This window comes from Streptomyces sp. NPDC048650 (assembly GCF_043199095.1).
Classification (GTDB): Bacteria; Actinomycetota; Actinomycetes; order Streptomycetales; family Streptomycetaceae; genus Streptomyces.
In genome coordinates this window covers 115,322-129,847 of the sequence record NZ_JBICVM010000008.1, presented here as the reverse complement: position 1 = coordinate 129,847, position 14,526 = coordinate 115,322, and the positions used below count along the sequence as shown (strand labels likewise).

Below are 14,526 nucleotides of genomic sequence, written 5' to 3'. Positions count from 1 at the left end.
CGATCCGGTGCGCCGAGGAAGCCTGCGCCCGGCCGCGCGGCGCACCGCCACCCGCACCGCCACCCGCACCGGCCAGTACGCCGCCCTGCTCTGCTATCTGGCCTTCCTCGCCTTCCCGTTCCTCTGGCTGGTGTCCACCGCCTTCAAGCCGCCGCGCGAACTGGGCAGCATCCATCCCACCTGGATCCCCGAGGCGCCCACCCTGGACAACTTCCGGCAGGCGTTCGCGCAGCAGCCGCTGCTGGAGGCGGCCGGCAACAGCCTGCTCGCCGCGGCCGTCTCCGCGGTGATCGCGATCGTGCTGGCGACGCCGATGGCGTACGTCCTGGCCCGCTACCGCACCCGCCTGGCACGGGCGGCCACCGGCTGGGTCGTCGTCAGCCAGGCGTTCCCCCTGGTCCTGGTGATCATCCCGCTGTTCCTGATCCTGAAGACCCTGCATCTGGTCGACTCCCGGACCGGCCTGGTCATGGTCTATGTGGTGTGGTCGCTGCCGTTCGCCCTGTGGATGCTGACCGGCTATGTCCGCGCCGTACCGCCCGAGTTGGAGGAGGCCGCGGCCGTCGACGGCGCCGGCCGGCTCCGCACCCTCGTCTCGGTCACCGCACCGCTGCTCGCGCCCGGCATCGTCGCCACCGGGCTCTTCGCCTTCATCACCGCCTGGAACGAGTTCTTCTTCGCCCTGGTCCTGCTCAAGTCTCCCGAGAAACAGACGCTGCCGGTCGTGCTGACCCACTTCATCGGGACGGAGGGCGTCGCCGACCTGGGCCCGCTCGCCGCCGCCGCGCTGCTCGCCACTCTCCCGAGCCTGCTCGTGTTCGCCGTCGTCCAGCGGCGCATCACGGGCGGGATGCTGACCGGGGCGGTGAAGAGCTGATGAGCCCTCGGAGCACCGGGGCGCCACCGGCCCGCCTCTCCCGACGGCGGCTGCTCGCGGCCGCCGCCACCCTCCCCGCCGCGGCCCTGCTGCCCGGCTGCTCCGCCGGGCCCCGCCGGGCGTCCGGCGGCACGATCACGCTGCGCTTCCAGTCGCTGGCCTGGCAGCAGGACTCCATCAGGGTCAACAAGCAGCTGGTCGCCGAGTGGAACGCACACCATCCCCGCGTCCAGGTCCGTTACGTCCAGGGTGCCTGGCCCACCGTCCACGACCAGCTGCTCACCTCCTTCGAGGGCGGCGAGGCGCCGGACATCATCCACGACGCCACCGACGACCTCGCGGACTTCGCCTACGGCGGCGATCTCGCCGATCTGACCGCCCTGCTGCCGGCCCGCCTCAAGGCGGACATCCCGCGGCAGAGCTGGCGGACCGCGACCTTCGGCGGCCGGATCCACGGCGTTCCCTTCCTCCAGGAACCACGGATCCTGATCGCCAACCGGACGAAGCTGGCGCACTCCGGCGTCCGGATCCCGACCCCCGAGAGCCCCTGGTCCTGGGAGGAGTTCGCGGACGCCGCGCGACGGCTGACCCACCGCGGCACCTACGGCGTCGCCTGGCCGCTGAAGGAACCGGTCTCCGCCACCCTCAATCTCGCGCTGTCCACCGGGGGCGAGGTGTTCCACCGGCACCCGGACGGCAAGGTGGAGGTCCGCTTCGACGCCGTCGACCAGGTGGTCCCGCGCGCCATCCACGACCAGGTCAACGTCGCCCGTACGGCCTCCCGTTCGACGCTGGGCATGGGGGGCTCCGACACCCTGCCCGGGTTCTTCGCCGGGCGGTACGCGATGGTCCCGCTCGGGTTCTCCTACCGTCAGCAGATCGTTCAACAGGCGCCCAAGGGCTTCGACTGGACGGTGCTGCCCGCCCCCAAGGGCACCGCCCTGGACCAGGGGGTGAGCCCGCAGACCCTGTCGGTGGCCGAGGACTGCCCGTACAAGGAGGAGGCGATGGCCTTCATCGACTTCCTGCTGCGCCCGCCGAACATGGTCCGGCTGGCCCTGGGCGACTGGCTGCTGCCGACCGGCCGGGAGGCCCTCAAGGACCCGGCGCTGCGCTCGGCCACCCACGACTGGGCCACCGGCACCGCATTGGCGGGCACCCTGCGCTCGGCCCCGGCGCAGTCCGTACGCGGTTATCCGGAGTGGAAGGACAAGATCGCGACGCCGGGCCTTCAGGAGTACTACAGCGGCGCGATCGGCCTGAAGGAGCTGCGCCGGCGGCTGGTCGAGGACGGCAATCTGGTGCTGGCGCGCTATCAGAGGTGAGTAGGCCCGCGGCGACGGCGGCAGGTTCTGTGCGGACCGTCTGCGGAGCTCGTACGGAGCTCGTACGGAGCTCGTGCGGAGGGGCCGGGGAGTCGAACTGCCGCCCCGCGCAGGGGGAGTGGCGAACGGGCCGGGGATCTTGCGAGGCGCGAGCCTGGCACATCCCGGTGAACGACCGGGGGCGGGCCGACGACAGACAGTCCCCTTCTATTGCTGGAAAGTAAACGGAGTTGAGCCTCTCCACTTCAACTCGGCGGCCCTTTTTTGCCCTTTTCTGAATGCTTTTGCATTTATACAAGCTTGTTGCTTATCTCACACGGCCGGGCGGCCCTTGAATTGAACCCATCAATCCGACAGGGTTTCGAGCCAGCCCGCGGAGATCTTGCGGTCTCTGCGAGCTATTGCGCAACGCTTTCCCCCCACACCACGAACGAGGAGAACCCTCGCAATGGATCACAAGCGTTCCAGCAAGAAGCGGCTCGTCACGGCGATAGCCGCCGCTGTCGCCGCAACGGGCATCGCCACGGTCACCGCGGTCACCGCCGGCGCGTCCCCCGCTCCCGCCGAGGGCAAGATCTACGGCGCCCAGGCCAAGGGCGCTGTGAGCGACAGCTACATCGTCATGCTGAAGAAGTCGGTCCGTACCGCCGCGAGCAACGACCTCGCCACCAAGTACGGGGGCGAGGTCAAGCGGAACTACTCCTCCGTCGACGGCTTCTCGACGAGTGGCCTGGACGAGGCGGAGGCCAAGAAGCTCGCCGCCGACCCGGCCGTCGACAAGGTCGTGCAGAACAAGAAGTTCCACATCGACGGCACCCAGGCCAACCCGCCGTCGTGGGGCCTGGACCGCATCGACCAGGCGGACACCAAGGGCGACAAGAAGTACAACTACCCCGACAGTGCGGGCGAGGGCGTCACCGCCTACGTCATCGACACCGGCGTCCACATCAGCCACAAGGACTTCGGCGGCCGCGCGTCGTACGGCTTCAACGCCATCGACAACAGCGACAAGGCCGAGGACGACAACGGCCACGGCACCCACGTCTCGGGCACCATCGCCGGCGAGGCGCACGGCGTCGCCAAGAAGGCCAAGATCGTGGGCGTCAAGGTCCTCGACGGCCAGGGTTCCGGCACCACCGAGCAGGTCGTGGCGGGCATCGACTGGGTCACCAAGAACCACAAGGGCCCGTCGGTCGCCAACATGTCGCTCGGCGGCGGCGCGGACGAGGCACTGGACGCGGCCGTGAAGAAGGCCGTCGACTCCGGTGTCACCTTCGGTGTCGCGGCGGGCAACGAGTCCACCGACGCGGGCCAGGGCTCCCCGGCGCGCGTGAAGGAGGCCATCACGGTCGCCTCCAGCACCGACAAGGACGAGCAGTCGGACTTCTCCAACTACGGCAGCGTGGTGGACCTCTACGCTCCCGGCTCCGACATCACCTCGGACTGGAACAACAGCGACGACGCGACCAAGACGATCTCCGGGACGTCCATGGCGACCCCGCACGTCGTCGGTGCCGCCGCGGTCTACCTGGCCGGTCACAAGGACGCCAAGCCCGCCGACGTCGAGAAGGCGCTGACCGGCGGTGCCACGCCCGACAAGATCAGCAACCCGGGTGACGGCACGCCCAACAAGCTCCTGAAGGTCGTCGAGTGATCGGCTGACCCCAGCGCTCGGCCGCCGGCCGTCATGCCCTCCCCCACGGGGCGTGACGGCCGGCGGTTTTGTGTGCGCCGAGCCCGTCCTGTGCGCACACCTCAACTGGGCGCCGATTCAAGGGGTTTGGCGGAGGCGCGACGCATGACGCGGTGGACGGCGGAGCGGAGTTTTCCACAGGAGGTCGCCTCCGGAACCGCTCGGCGGCCGGTCTCGCTACGGTCGGTGACATGCACGGAGGCCTGCCGTTCATCGGCATCAGCACCATCGTCTACGGCGCGGTCGCACTGGTCATGTTCGTGGCCGGCGCCATCCGCTCAACAGGGGGAGCCCATCATGCACACCGTCACCGTCATCGTGCCGGCACACAACGAGGAGGAGGGACTGCCGGCCACCCTGCAATCCCTCGCGCGTCAAACGGCCCCGCCTGACCGGATCCTGGTCGTGGACGACGCCTCCACCGACCGCACGGGAGAGGTGGCGGCGGCACACGGAGTGGGCGTGCTCCGCCCGCCGCGCAATCTCGGCAGCAAGGCCAAGGCGCAGAACTACGCCCTTCCGCACTGCACCACCGACCTCGTACTCGCCGTCGACGCGGACACCGTTCTCGCGCCCGACTACATCGAGACGGTCGTGCCCGTCTTCGACGACCCGGACGTCGCGGTCGCCGCGGGCACGGTCCGCACCCGCCGTACGCGGACGGTCTGGGAGCGCGGGCGGTCCACCGAATACCTCTTCGGCTTCCATTGGCACCGTCCCATCCAGGCCCGCGCCAACAGCCCCATGGTCTGCTCGGGTTGCTGTTCCGTCTTTCGGCGGGACGACCTGGTGGCCTTCGGCGGATTTCCCGAACGCACCATCGTGGAGGACATGGACTTCACGTGGTCGCAGCAGATCGCGGGCAGAAGGGCGGTCTATGTCTCCGACGCGGTCGCCCTGGCCGCGGATCCGGAAGACCTCACCTATCTGCGCAAGCAGGTCTGGCGCTGGATGGCCGGCTTCTGCCAGAACGTACGGCTGCACCTCGGGCGGCTGGTGGTGCACAAACCGCTCCTGGCGGTCTGGGTGTTGCTCGCCCTGCTGGAGATCCTCACCGCGCCCCTGTGGTGGGCCACGCCGTTCCTGGTCGTCGCCACGACGGACCAGCCACCGGCGTCGGCCTTCGCCTGGTGGGCGGGAGCCGAACTGGCGCTGACGGCGCCACCCCTGATCTACGCCGCCCGCCGCCGCGGACTCTCCCTCTCCGGCGTCCTGTTGAACCTCCCCTGCGTCTATGCGACGAAGGCGGTCAACCTCGTCTACGCCTGGAAGGCCCTCGTCGTCGAGCTGCTGCTGGTGCCGCTGCACCTGTCGCGGGGCCTGACGGTCTACGAAAAGGGCCGGGCCGACACCCCACCGCCCCACAGCCGACCGCCCCACGCCCCACCGCCCCACAGTCGACCGCCCCGCACCCCGCTCGCCGGTAGCGCATGACGAGTGGCCCAACCCCGCCGACCGCCCCGCCGCCGACTCCTTGACCGGGCCGCGTCGGCGACGAACGCCGACGGACCGGGCGGCCGAACCCATCGGCCGCCCGGCGCAGTCGGATCGGTTCCGCTACGGCAGCCCGACCGGCGTCGGCTCGTCGAAGCGGTCACCAGGGCCGATCCCCTAGGAAGTGCGCGTCCGGCCCGCCCACAAAGCGCTCCCACCCACACGCCGCTCCCGCCCACACACCGCTGCCGCCCACCACAGCGGTCCCACCGGTCGCATCCGCCGGAGCCGCGTGGCGACGAACCGGGAGATCGCCCCGCCCCCGTCGAACATCCGATCCTTATGCTGACGGCATGATCGATGTACCTCTTTCAGCCCTGGAAGTCGCGATGGTCCAAACGGGCACCCGAGCCGTGGAGACCCTGCGCGACACCGCGGCCTTCGCGCAGGGAGTGGAACGGCTGGGCTACCACCGGGTCTGGTACGCCGAGCATCACCACTCGCCCGCCATCGGCGCGTTCCCACCGGTCGTGCTGGCCGCGCACTCCGCCGCCACGACCTCAGCCATCCGTCTCGGTTCGGGCGGAGTACTGGCACCCAACCACGCACCCATCATGCTGGCGGAGCAGTTCGGAACGCTGGCGGCCTTGCACGGGGGCCGCATCGACCTGGGTATCGGCCGTGGCCCCGGCACCTTCGACGAGGCCACCGCACGGGCACTGCGCCGCGGAGTCGGACCGACGACGGATGCGGACTACCACGCCGACGTGGCCGCGATCCTGTCCTTCCTGGTCGACGAAGTCGCCCTCGACCCGCTGCCGGAGCCATGGCTGCTGTCCTCCAGTACCGCAGGTGCCGCGCTCGCCGCACGGCTCGGCCTGCCGATGGCCCTCGCCCACCACATCCGGCCGGACAACACCCTTGCGGCGCTGGAGCGTTACCGGGCGGCGTTCATCCCGTCCCGGTGGTGCGAGCAGCCTCGGGTGCTGGTGTGCGTGGAGACGGTGTGTGCCGAGACGGAGGAGGAATCCGCGCGGCGAGTCGGGCCGATGGACGTCGTCAAAGCCGGGCTGCTCAAGGGCCTGAGCGAGATCCCCTTCCCCACGCCCGCGGACGCGGCCGCCCACCCCTTCACCGCGGAGGAGCGACATGCGCTGGCCGGCTTCCGCGCACAGCAAGCCGTGGGGACACCCGAGACCGTCGTACGCCGGCTTGCGCAACTGGCTGCTGAGACCGGAGCGGACGAACTGATGCTGACCACGCCCGTCCACGACCTCCACGACCGCATCCGCTCCTACGAACTCATCAAGAAGTACACGGAGGCCGCGACGGCGTCGTAGGAACTCGGCGCCGTAGGAAGTCCAAGGGCCCGTCGGCTGACGGCACGTTCCCACCGCCGGTCACCTCTCGCGGGGGCCGAAGAGGACCAGCGTGTCACCCTCCGCCGGAGCGGGCCCCTGTACATCGGTGACCGGTTCGAGCCGGCCGTCGGTCCGGACGACGAAGAGGATCTCGTGGCCCGGTGGCACCGGTTGTGAGGCGGGCTGCACCAGAAAGCGGGCCCCCCGCTCGTGCCGGTCCACCAGGGTGTGCCGGAGCAGGTCGGGGCCGAAGAGGATGCCGCCACCGGTGAACGGGGCGACGACGCCCTGGCTGTCCGGCGGCGGACCGACACGGTGGACGGGTCCCTGGACGCTGTCCCGCACGACGACCGAGGCGAGCGCGTTGAAGTCGTCGTCGTCCGTCAGCAGGAGTACCGCCGTGACTCCCTCCAGCCGGGCTTCCGGTTCGGTCGCCGCGGCCAGGAATTCCCCGGCGGCCAGCTCGATCCCCGCCTCCCGGATCCGGTCCCGCTCCTGCGCCGGTCCGGCCCACATCAGCACATCGATCCCCGCAGCCCGCAACGACCGCGAGAGGTCGACCACCCACGGGGTGCCGCCCACCAGCAGGGGTCGGGTGCGCGCGGACCTGATGACGCCCAGCCTGGCGGCCACCGGCCTGGCCGTCAGGGCGTAGACCAGGACGGTTCCGACGATCACCAGGAAGGTGACCGGCAGGATCCGGTCGGCGGCGTGCAGACCGTCGTCGACGAGGGCGGCCGAGAACGTGGTGGCCGTCGAGGCGGCGACGATGCCGCGGGGCGCCATCCAGCCGATGAAGGCACGCTCTCCGGCGCCGAGATCGGTCCGTGCGGTGGAGACGAGGGCGACCACCGGCCGCACCACCAGGACGAGCACGGCGACGAGTACGAGGGTGGGCAGCAGCACCGGAACGACGGACTTCGGTGTCACCGTCGCCGAGAGGGAGACGAACAGCAGGCCGATGATCAGCTGCACCAGCGTCTCGAAGAACGGCCGGCGTGCGGGCATGTCGAATCCCGGGAGGTTCGCCACAGCCATCCCCGTGACGATCGCGGCGATCAGCCCCGTGTCATCGAGCACCATGTCGCACCCCGCGGCCACCGTGACCACGGTGGCCAGCTGGGCGAGGGTGCCCAGTGTCCCGCCGAGCCCGAGCACACGGAGGGCGAACCACAACAGCGCGGTGCCGACCAGGCCGCCCGCGAGCCCGACGGCGATGCCGGCGAAGAGGTCGGCGAACCGGGTGCCGTGGCCGGTCCGGAATCCGCCGGACACGACGGAGTGGAAGGCGACGGCGCCGAGGATGCCCCCGACCGGGTCGATCAGGGATCCCTCCCAGATCAGCATCCGCCGCACCTTGTCCGAGGGCCGCACGTGGTCGAGCAGCGGACCGACGACCGTCGGCCCGGACACGACGAGGATCACGCCGAGCATGCAGGCCACGGCGAGCGGCACGCCGAACAGGGCGGGTCCCAGTGCCAGGACGGCCCCCCAGGTGACCAGCACGCCGAGCAGGATGAGCCGGACGACGACGTTCCTGGTCGCGCCCTTGAGATGGCGCAGGTCCAGCCCCAGCCCGGCGTCGTAGAGGATCACCGCGACCGACAGGGACACCAGGGTGGAGAAGTTCTGCCCCGCCAGCTTCTCGGGGTCGACGACGTCCGTCAGGGCCCCGGCGGCGAAACCCGCCGGGAGGAGCACCACGAGGGCCGGGACCCGCAGCCGGCTCGCCAGGATCTGGGAGCCCACGGCGAGTGCGACGGTCAGGCCGATGCCCAGCAGGATCTCGTCCTCGGTCATGGCCGCTCACCTCCCGTGGCCCCGCACGTCACGGGGACCCCGAGGTCAGCCTTCGTCCCGCGCACCACTGCGCCCCAGGTCGGCGTCGGTGAGGGAGTCCAGCTCACCATGGGTGTCGAGCCAGTACAGGAGGGCGACTGCCGGGAAGACCAGCACGAGGGCGACGAGGCTGATGAGCATCAGCCAGCGCAGTGTGGTGGGGGCGCCGGCGCCCTCGGCGACGGTCAGTGAGGTCGGGACGAGATACGGGCGCTGCGCCACACCCCATGCGATGACGGCCGAGGCGACCACACCGACGGCGGCGCACCGCGACCAGGCGGCAGAGGGGCGCAGCAGCAGCCAGGCGGTCGCGACCGTGGCCACTGCGGCCACGATGACGAAGAGGAGGCCCGGACCGTGGGTGAGTCCGCGCCATACGTGCGGGGCGTCGTCGTGGGTGACGAACAGGGTGAGCACGGCGAGCGAGGCGAGGACGGCGAGGGCGGCGAGCGCTCGCCGGCGGAAGTAGCCGTCGAGATCGGATGCGTCGAACCGGCGGGCGTCCGCGGCCAGGAACACGGCACCGAGGAAGGCCGTGGTGGCGACGGCGAGGAGACCGAAGAGGATCGAGGTGGGATTGGACCAGGCCGCCGCCGACGGCTCCGTGCCGGGTGCCGCCCTGCCGGAGGCGATCCCCCCGGCGGCGGCGCCGAGGAAGAACGGCGTGAGGAGTGAGGAGACCGCGAACACGGCCCCGTAGAGGCGCCGGCCGGCCGGCCGGCGGCTGGGCTTGCGCAGGGCGAACCCGGCGCCGCGCAGCACGGTGCCGACTGCGGCCAGTGCCAGGGGCAACCACATCGCGGTGAAGACGGTCTGGAACAGCACGGGGAACCCGGACCACATGATGACGAAGACGAAGATCAGCCAGACGTTGTTGACCTCCCACACCGGGGCCATGGCGTGGTCGATCAGCCACCGGGGGCGCCTGCCGCGCTCCGCTCCGCCCGCGGCCAGGTCCCAGAACCCGGCCCCGTAGTCGGTACCGCCCGCGCAGGCGTAGGCGGCGACCGCGAGCAGCAGGACGAGGGCGACGAGAGAGGCGGTCATGGCCGGCCCCTCCCCGTCGGTGCCGGGCCGTCGTCGCGGGAGGCCGGGGCGCCACCGGCCGGAACCGTGGAGCGGGGCCCGTAAGGGGTGTCCGTCTCCGGTGGCTCCCTTGTTCCGCCCTCCCCGCACTGCCCATCGGCGAGTCGCCAGCGGGTTCGCATCTTGGACAGCACGGCGAGGAACGAGCCGAAGACGAACACGTACACCACGACGACCAGGCCCAGCATGGCCCACAGCGTGGTGGAACGGGTCGAGGTGACCGCCTCGGCGACCCGCATGTTCTGGTAGACGATCCAGGGCTGGCGGCCCACCTCGGTGGTGATCCAGCCGCATTCGACGGCGACGACGGAGGCGACACCCGCGCAGGCGGCACTCCGGAAGAACCACTTCGACTCGGGCAGCCGCCGGCGCCGCAGCCGGACGAGGCCGTACCAGAGGGCGAGGAGCACCAGCGCGGAGCCGATCCCGGCCATGATGTCGAAGGCCCAGTGGGCGATGGTGGCCTGAGCGGCCGTCGGCCGGTCACTCGCCGGGACCGACGTCAGCCCGGTCACCCTCGTGTCCGTACGGAAGCCGGCGAGGAGGGAGTCGAGCTGGGGGACCTTGATGCCGCCGGAGATGCTCCCATCCGGGTGAAGGCGGCCGAACAGGTACTCCGGTACGTGGGTGTCGGTCTTCCAGACGATCTCCGTCGCCGCGAACTTCAGCGGCTGCTTGTGGAAGACGGCACGGGCAATGGCGTCACCCAGCACGAGCTGGACGGGGGTGAGGACCGCGGCGACGGAGAAGGGAACGGTGAAACCGAGTCGGTGGTAGCGGTCCCGGCGGCCACGCACCCAGCCGGCGGCATAGACCCCGGCGACGACGTAGCCGGCGGTCACCAGCATCGCCACCACGAAGTGCCAGTACTGGGGCCCGAGCATCGGGGTGAAGAGGGCCTTCCAGATGTGCACGTCGGTGGGGTTGCCCGCCGAGTCGAGAGTGAAGCCCTGCGGGGTGTTCATCCAGGAGTTGGCGGCCAGGATGCCGAAGGCCCCGAGCAGGGCGACGGCGGGCAGCGGCAGCCCCAGCAGGAGGTGGGTGCGGGGCTTCAGCCTGCGCCAGCCGTAGAGGTAGATGGCGATGAGTACCGCTTCGAGGAAGAAGGCCCACGCCTCGATACCGAAACCGATACCGAAGACGTCGCCCCACCTGCCCATCAGACCGGGCCACAGGAGGCCGAACTCGAAGGACAGGACGGTGCCGGTGACGACGCCGATCGCGAACTGCACTGCCATGACCGCCGACCAGCGCCGCGCGAGCAGCAGGGCGGTCGCGTCGTCATGCCGCAGTCCGTAGGCGTGCATGATGAGGGTGATGAGCGGGAGCGCCACGCCCAGGGGCACCAGGATGATGTGCGAGGCGAGGGTGAAGGCCATGAGCGATCTGGCCGGCAGCATTTGGGGCGGCGCGTCCGCCAGCAAGTGCATCGCGGTGTGCATACGTGGTTCCCCCGGTGGTCGACGCAGGTCACAGAATCACCACTGGGGGGAGGGGGCAGCCAGGGCGTGCTGACGTTACGCCGCCTGGCTGAGGATCTTCGTCCGGTCGGAGGCCGCCCGTCGCAGGCCGCGCTCACCGGCCGTCGGCCCGGGCGCGCCAGGAGGTGGTCGCCCGCCCGCCCGGAGGGCGTGCGCGAGGGCCGTCAGGGGCGAGTTGACCACGCCGGTGCCGGGGGAGGGGCGCGTGTCGCGCCCATAGGGATCGTCCGGGCCGCGGGCCTTGCGGTGGAGCAGTCGTTAGTGAGGCGTTACCACGTCGGTAGGAGCGCCGGGCAACGTGGTTCCCGCACCGCCAGTGGGTCACCAGGGCTCTTGACGGACGCCGGGACGCACCAGGACCCAGGGCACCTCGAAGTGCCTTGGGAGCGAGGCGAGTTGGGCGTGCGCGGGATGCGCGAGGCAGTGGTGACGTGGGCCCCTCGTCCTTCCCTCCCTGGTCGGCTCTCCCCTCCCTCGTCCCCCCCGGCCGAGGCGGGCGGACCGCCACCGGCCACCGGGGGGTGAGGGCGGGGGCGGGTGAGGACGCAGGGGGTCGGAGAACGGCCGGGAGAGCCCGGCTGGAACGGAATTCGAGGAGTAACCGCATGAAGCGCAGCATCATCATCGCCCTGGCCGTGGTCGCCGTACTGGCGGCAGGCGGGGTAACCGCGTGGAACATGACGGCCGACGGGTCGGTCGCCACCGCGAGCGGAGCGGAGCATGCGGTGCCGCGCGAAGACGTGGAAGCGCACGCCGAGGAGGACTTCGGCCGTCCCTTCTCCGGCGACGCGCCGGATTCGGTGAGCTGTCCGCGCGGGTTGCGTGCGGAGAAGGACGACAGCGTGCGCTGCAGCGCCGTCTTCAAGGGCGAGCGCAAGCCGATGCTGATCTCCGTGACCGGAGTGCACGGCGACGACGTGACGATCGGCTACGCCGTACTGGAGAAGGGCTCGGCAGGCGGCACCCGGGGGACCGAGGGCGGAGCCGGGAAGGGCGATTAGCGGCCCGTCGGCCGCTGGGCGGCGAGACCGATGACCGCGAGCCGCACGCGGTCGCATACGGGACCGGCCGTCTCCGGCACCGTCCCGCCGCGGCCGCGCGGACCACAGGTCTGCCGTCCGACGCGAGGCGACCGTGCCGGCCGCACTCCTCAACCAGCCTCTCCGGGCGGCATGTTCCCCACGGGCCGGAGGTCCTCGGACGGTCATGGTGGGCGTCAACCCGCCCAGCCGCCGCCGTTCGGCTGCTCGGGTAGCATCGACGGCCTCAACTGAGCGGCGCGGGGGGGAAGTCGGAATGGTCGCGAGGTACTTCGTCTCGCCGCAGGGCGGCCGTCGCGCATACCCGAACATCACGGCCGCTCTCGCGGCTGCGGCCGGACGGGGCCGGGCGGCGCTCGTCGAGATCGCGCCCGGCCGCTACGAGGAGGCGCTCACCGTCCAGGGCGAGGTCCGGTTGGCCGCGATCGGCGGCCCGGGCACCGTCGTGGTGAGCCGGCCCCGCGGCACCGTACTCGACGCCTCCGGGGCGGTGCGCGTCCACGGCCTCGTGCTGACCGGCCGCGACGCCGACGTCGTCAGCTGCCGTGCGGGAACGCTCACGCTGGAGCACACGGAGATCCGCGCGCACAAGGGCGTCAGCGTGCACGCGCGACCGAACACCTCCGTGACGCTGCGGGACAGCGTGATCCTGCATGGCCGGACCCTCTTCGCCGGGTCCGACGGGCTCGTCGAACGATGCCGGTTCATCGACGCTGCCGACAACGCGGTCGCGGTGATCGAAGGCGCCGACGTCTCGGTCCGCGACAGCTGGATCGGGGGCAGCCGGATCCACGGAGTGCGCGTCAGCGATGCGCGTGCCCAGGTCACCGGGTGCGAGCTGACCGGTACCGGAAGGGCGGCCGTCATGGCGGACACCCGGGCCGAGCTCACCGTGACCGGCTGCACGATCAACGCCGTGCACGCAGAGGCGATCATGTTCATCGAGCAGTCCAGAGGCTCCGTGGACGGTGCGCGCGTCACCGATGCGCAACACGGGATCGGGGTGGCGAGTGGCGCCGATCCGGTGGTGCGCGGCTGCACGTTCACCGAGTGCCGCGACACCGGCATCAACGTCCAGACCTCGGGTCGTGGCAGGTTCGAGGACTGTGAGGTCTCCGACGCGGGCAACGTCGCCGTGTTCTCGACCAAGGGCGGCGCTCCGGAGGTCCACGGCTGCCGCATTTCGCGAGGCAACGTCGGCATCGCCGTCACCGACGCCGCCAGAGGGCGCTTCACCCGGGTCGAGATCGAGGATCTGACGAGTGCCGCACTGCGGGTCTTCGACGAGTCCGGGGCCGTGTTCGAGCAAGTCCGCGTGGCGCGCTGCCCGTCGGGCCTGGAGACCCGGGGCAACGGAGGCACCACGGCGGACGTCACCGACGCGGAGTTCCGTGACTTCGACATGGCCGCGGTGGCCGCCCTCGGCCAGTCCCGGGTCACGCTCAAAGGCGTGGTGGCGGAGCGCGGTGTGCTGGGCTTCGGCGTCGGCGAGGAGGCTCAGCTGCTCCTCCACGACTGTGACGTCACAGCGGTGAGCGCCGGTGGGGCCATCGGGTTCGGCGAGGCGAAGCTCGTCGCGAGGAACCTCACCGTGACCGGCTCGGAGGCATTCGGCCTCTGCGGAAAGGACTCCGCCTACCTGGATGTCGCGAACAGCGAATTCGCCGACTGCGCGGCCGCGGGGGCGAGTTTCGACGACACGTGCGGCGGCCGGCTGGTGGACTGTGCCGTGAACGGAACGCGGGGCGTGGCCGTGCAGGACAACGGCCGCGTCGACCTGGTCTCGCTCCGCACATCGCTGCCGGTCGTCAAGCAGGCCACCGAGCCGGCCGAGCTTCCGCCGACGATCGTCAACAACTACTACGGCCCGGTCTTCCACGCCGCGGTCCACGGTGCTCAGCTGGCGTGGAACAACAACAAGGCCATCCAGCAACAGACCAACGAGGACGGTTCCCGCTCATGAGCGACCCACAGAACGTCAACAACTACGACGGGCCGGTCTTCCACGCCGAGGTCTCCGGCACCCAGTTCGCCTGGAACAACGAGTCGGTCACCCAGAACCAGCAGAACCACAGCACGGTCGCCCCAGGCTTCGAGGCACTCGCCGAGCTGGTCACCGACCTGCTCCGGCAGCTGCCCCGGGCCGGGCTCGCCGATCAGGACCGCGAGGATGCCGAGTCCGCGGCCGGCCAGATCCTCGAGGCGATCACCCGGCCGAACCCTCACGAGGACGGCAGGCTCCGCCGCGCGCTCGCCCTGTTCAAGGGAGCGCTGGCCCCGGTCGCGACCGGAGTGGTGACCGGCACGGCGGTGGGGGCGCAGGACTGGGCCCGGACGGCGATCGAGGGATTGACCCATCTCGTCTGATCAGCGGCGGCAGCCGGATGAGC

Annotated in this window: 11 protein-coding genes; 8 read left to right on the top strand and 3 right to left on the bottom strand. The window is 70.9% G+C overall.

Annotated features, from left to right (window positions below; all coding sequences use genetic code 11):
* The first annotated feature begins 7 nt into the window (after nucleotides 1–7).
* The 5 genes from ACGFML_RS23430 to ACGFML_RS23410 all read left to right on the top strand — a co-directional run bounded on the left by ACGFML_RS23430 (nucleotide 8) and on the right by ACGFML_RS23410 (nucleotide 6,669).
* Nucleotides 8–877, top strand: a complete 870-nt coding sequence (locus ACGFML_RS23430) for a carbohydrate ABC transporter permease (protein WP_393547010.1) — start codon at nucleotides 8–10, stop codon at nucleotides 875–877.
* Nucleotides 877–2,202, top strand: coding sequence for an ABC transporter substrate-binding protein (locus ACGFML_RS23425; RefSeq protein WP_393546627.1), 1,326 nt, complete (start codon nucleotides 877–879; stop codon nucleotides 2,200–2,202). The genes ACGFML_RS23430 and ACGFML_RS23425 overlap by 1 nt, the downstream gene beginning before the upstream one ends.
* 448 nt (nucleotides 2,203–2,650) lie before the next feature.
* On the top strand, nucleotides 2,651–3,856 hold the full coding sequence (locus tag ACGFML_RS23420) for a S8 family peptidase (protein WP_393546625.1): 1,206 nt from the start codon (nucleotides 2,651–2,653) through the stop codon (nucleotides 3,854–3,856).
* A 336-nt stretch (nucleotides 3,857–4,192) separates the two neighbouring features.
* Complete coding sequence (locus tag ACGFML_RS23415; protein WP_393546623.1) at nucleotides 4,193–5,329, top strand: glycosyltransferase family 2 protein; 1,137 nt, start codon at nucleotides 4,193–4,195, stop codon at nucleotides 5,327–5,329.
* Nucleotides 5,330–5,682: 353 nt separating this feature from the next.
* Complete coding sequence (locus tag ACGFML_RS23410) at nucleotides 5,683–6,669, top strand: MsnO8 family LLM class oxidoreductase (RefSeq protein WP_393546621.1); 987 nt, start codon at nucleotides 5,683–5,685, stop codon at nucleotides 6,667–6,669.
* A gap of 60 nt (nucleotides 6,670–6,729) precedes the next feature.
* Here ACGFML_RS23410 and ACGFML_RS23405 read toward each other — a convergent pair whose 3' ends face one another.
* The 3 genes from ACGFML_RS23405 to ACGFML_RS23395 are packed head-to-tail and all read right to left on the bottom strand — an operon-like array spanning nucleotide 6,730 to nucleotide 11,057.
* Nucleotides 6,730–8,490, bottom strand: coding sequence for a cation:proton antiporter (locus tag ACGFML_RS23405; protein WP_393546619.1), 1,761 nt, complete (start codon nucleotides 8,488–8,490; stop codon nucleotides 6,730–6,732).
* Nucleotides 8,491–8,535: 45 nt separating this feature from the next.
* Nucleotides 8,536–9,576, bottom strand: coding sequence for a cytochrome d ubiquinol oxidase subunit II (locus ACGFML_RS23400; RefSeq protein ID WP_393546618.1), 1,041 nt, complete (start codon nucleotides 9,574–9,576; stop codon nucleotides 8,536–8,538).
* Nucleotides 9,573–11,057 carry a cytochrome ubiquinol oxidase subunit I gene (locus ACGFML_RS23395; RefSeq protein WP_393546616.1) on the bottom strand — a complete coding sequence of 495 codons (1,485 nt, stop codon included), beginning with the start codon at nucleotides 11,055–11,057 and terminating at the stop codon, nucleotides 9,573–9,575. Before ACGFML_RS23395 ends, ACGFML_RS23400 begins: the two co-directional genes overlap by 4 nt.
* Before the next feature lie 644 nt (nucleotides 11,058–11,701).
* Here ACGFML_RS23395 and ACGFML_RS23390 point away from each other — a divergent pair.
* The 3 genes from ACGFML_RS23390 to ACGFML_RS23380 all read left to right on the top strand — a co-directional run bounded on the left by ACGFML_RS23390 (nucleotide 11,702) and on the right by ACGFML_RS23380 (nucleotide 14,503).
* Entirely contained in the window at nucleotides 11,702–12,097 is a 396-nt protein-coding gene (locus ACGFML_RS23390) for a DUF4333 domain-containing protein (protein WP_393546614.1), read from the top strand.
* A gap of 295 nt (nucleotides 12,098–12,392) precedes the next feature.
* Nucleotides 12,393–14,099 (top strand): right-handed parallel beta-helix repeat-containing protein, encoded by a 1,707-nt coding sequence (locus tag ACGFML_RS23385; protein WP_393546612.1) that lies wholly within the window; start codon nucleotides 12,393–12,395, stop codon nucleotides 14,097–14,099.
* Entirely contained in the window at nucleotides 14,096–14,503 is a 408-nt protein-coding gene (locus ACGFML_RS23380) for a hypothetical protein (RefSeq protein WP_393546610.1), read from the top strand. Before ACGFML_RS23385 ends, ACGFML_RS23380 begins: the two co-directional genes overlap by 4 nt.
* Nucleotides 14,504–14,526: the final 23 nt, after the last annotated feature.

Excerpts from the sequence above, each read along its gene's own strand:
- ACGFML_RS23380 (WP_393546610.1), top strand. The coding sequence starts at position 14,096 with ATGAGCGACCCACAGAACGTCAACAACTACGACGGGCCGGTCTTCCAC.
- ACGFML_RS23415 (WP_393546623.1), top strand. The coding sequence starts at position 4,193 with ATGCACACCGTCACCGTCATCGTGCCGGCACACAACGAGGAGGAGGGA.
- ACGFML_RS23405 (WP_393546619.1), bottom strand. The coding sequence starts at position 8,490 with ATGACCGAGGACGAGATCCTGCTGGGCATCGGCCTGACCGTCGCACTC.
- ACGFML_RS23395 (WP_393546616.1), bottom strand. The coding sequence starts at position 11,057 with ATGCACACCGCGATGCACTTGCTGGCGGACGCGCCGCCCCAAATGCTG.
- ACGFML_RS23425 (WP_393546627.1), top strand. The coding sequence starts at position 877 with ATGAGCCCTCGGAGCACCGGGGCGCCACCGGCCCGCCTCTCCCGACGG.
- ACGFML_RS23400 (WP_393546618.1), bottom strand. The coding sequence starts at position 9,576 with ATGACCGCCTCTCTCGTCGCCCTCGTCCTGCTGCTCGCGGTCGCCGCC.
- ACGFML_RS23390 (WP_393546614.1), top strand. The coding sequence starts at position 11,702 with ATGAAGCGCAGCATCATCATCGCCCTGGCCGTGGTCGCCGTACTGGCG.
- ACGFML_RS23385 (WP_393546612.1), top strand. The coding sequence starts at position 12,393 with ATGGTCGCGAGGTACTTCGTCTCGCCGCAGGGCGGCCGTCGCGCATAC.
- ACGFML_RS23410 (WP_393546621.1), top strand. The coding sequence starts at position 5,683 with ATGATCGATGTACCTCTTTCAGCCCTGGAAGTCGCGATGGTCCAAACG.
- ACGFML_RS23420 (WP_393546625.1), top strand. The coding sequence starts at position 2,651 with ATGGATCACAAGCGTTCCAGCAAGAAGCGGCTCGTCACGGCGATAGCC.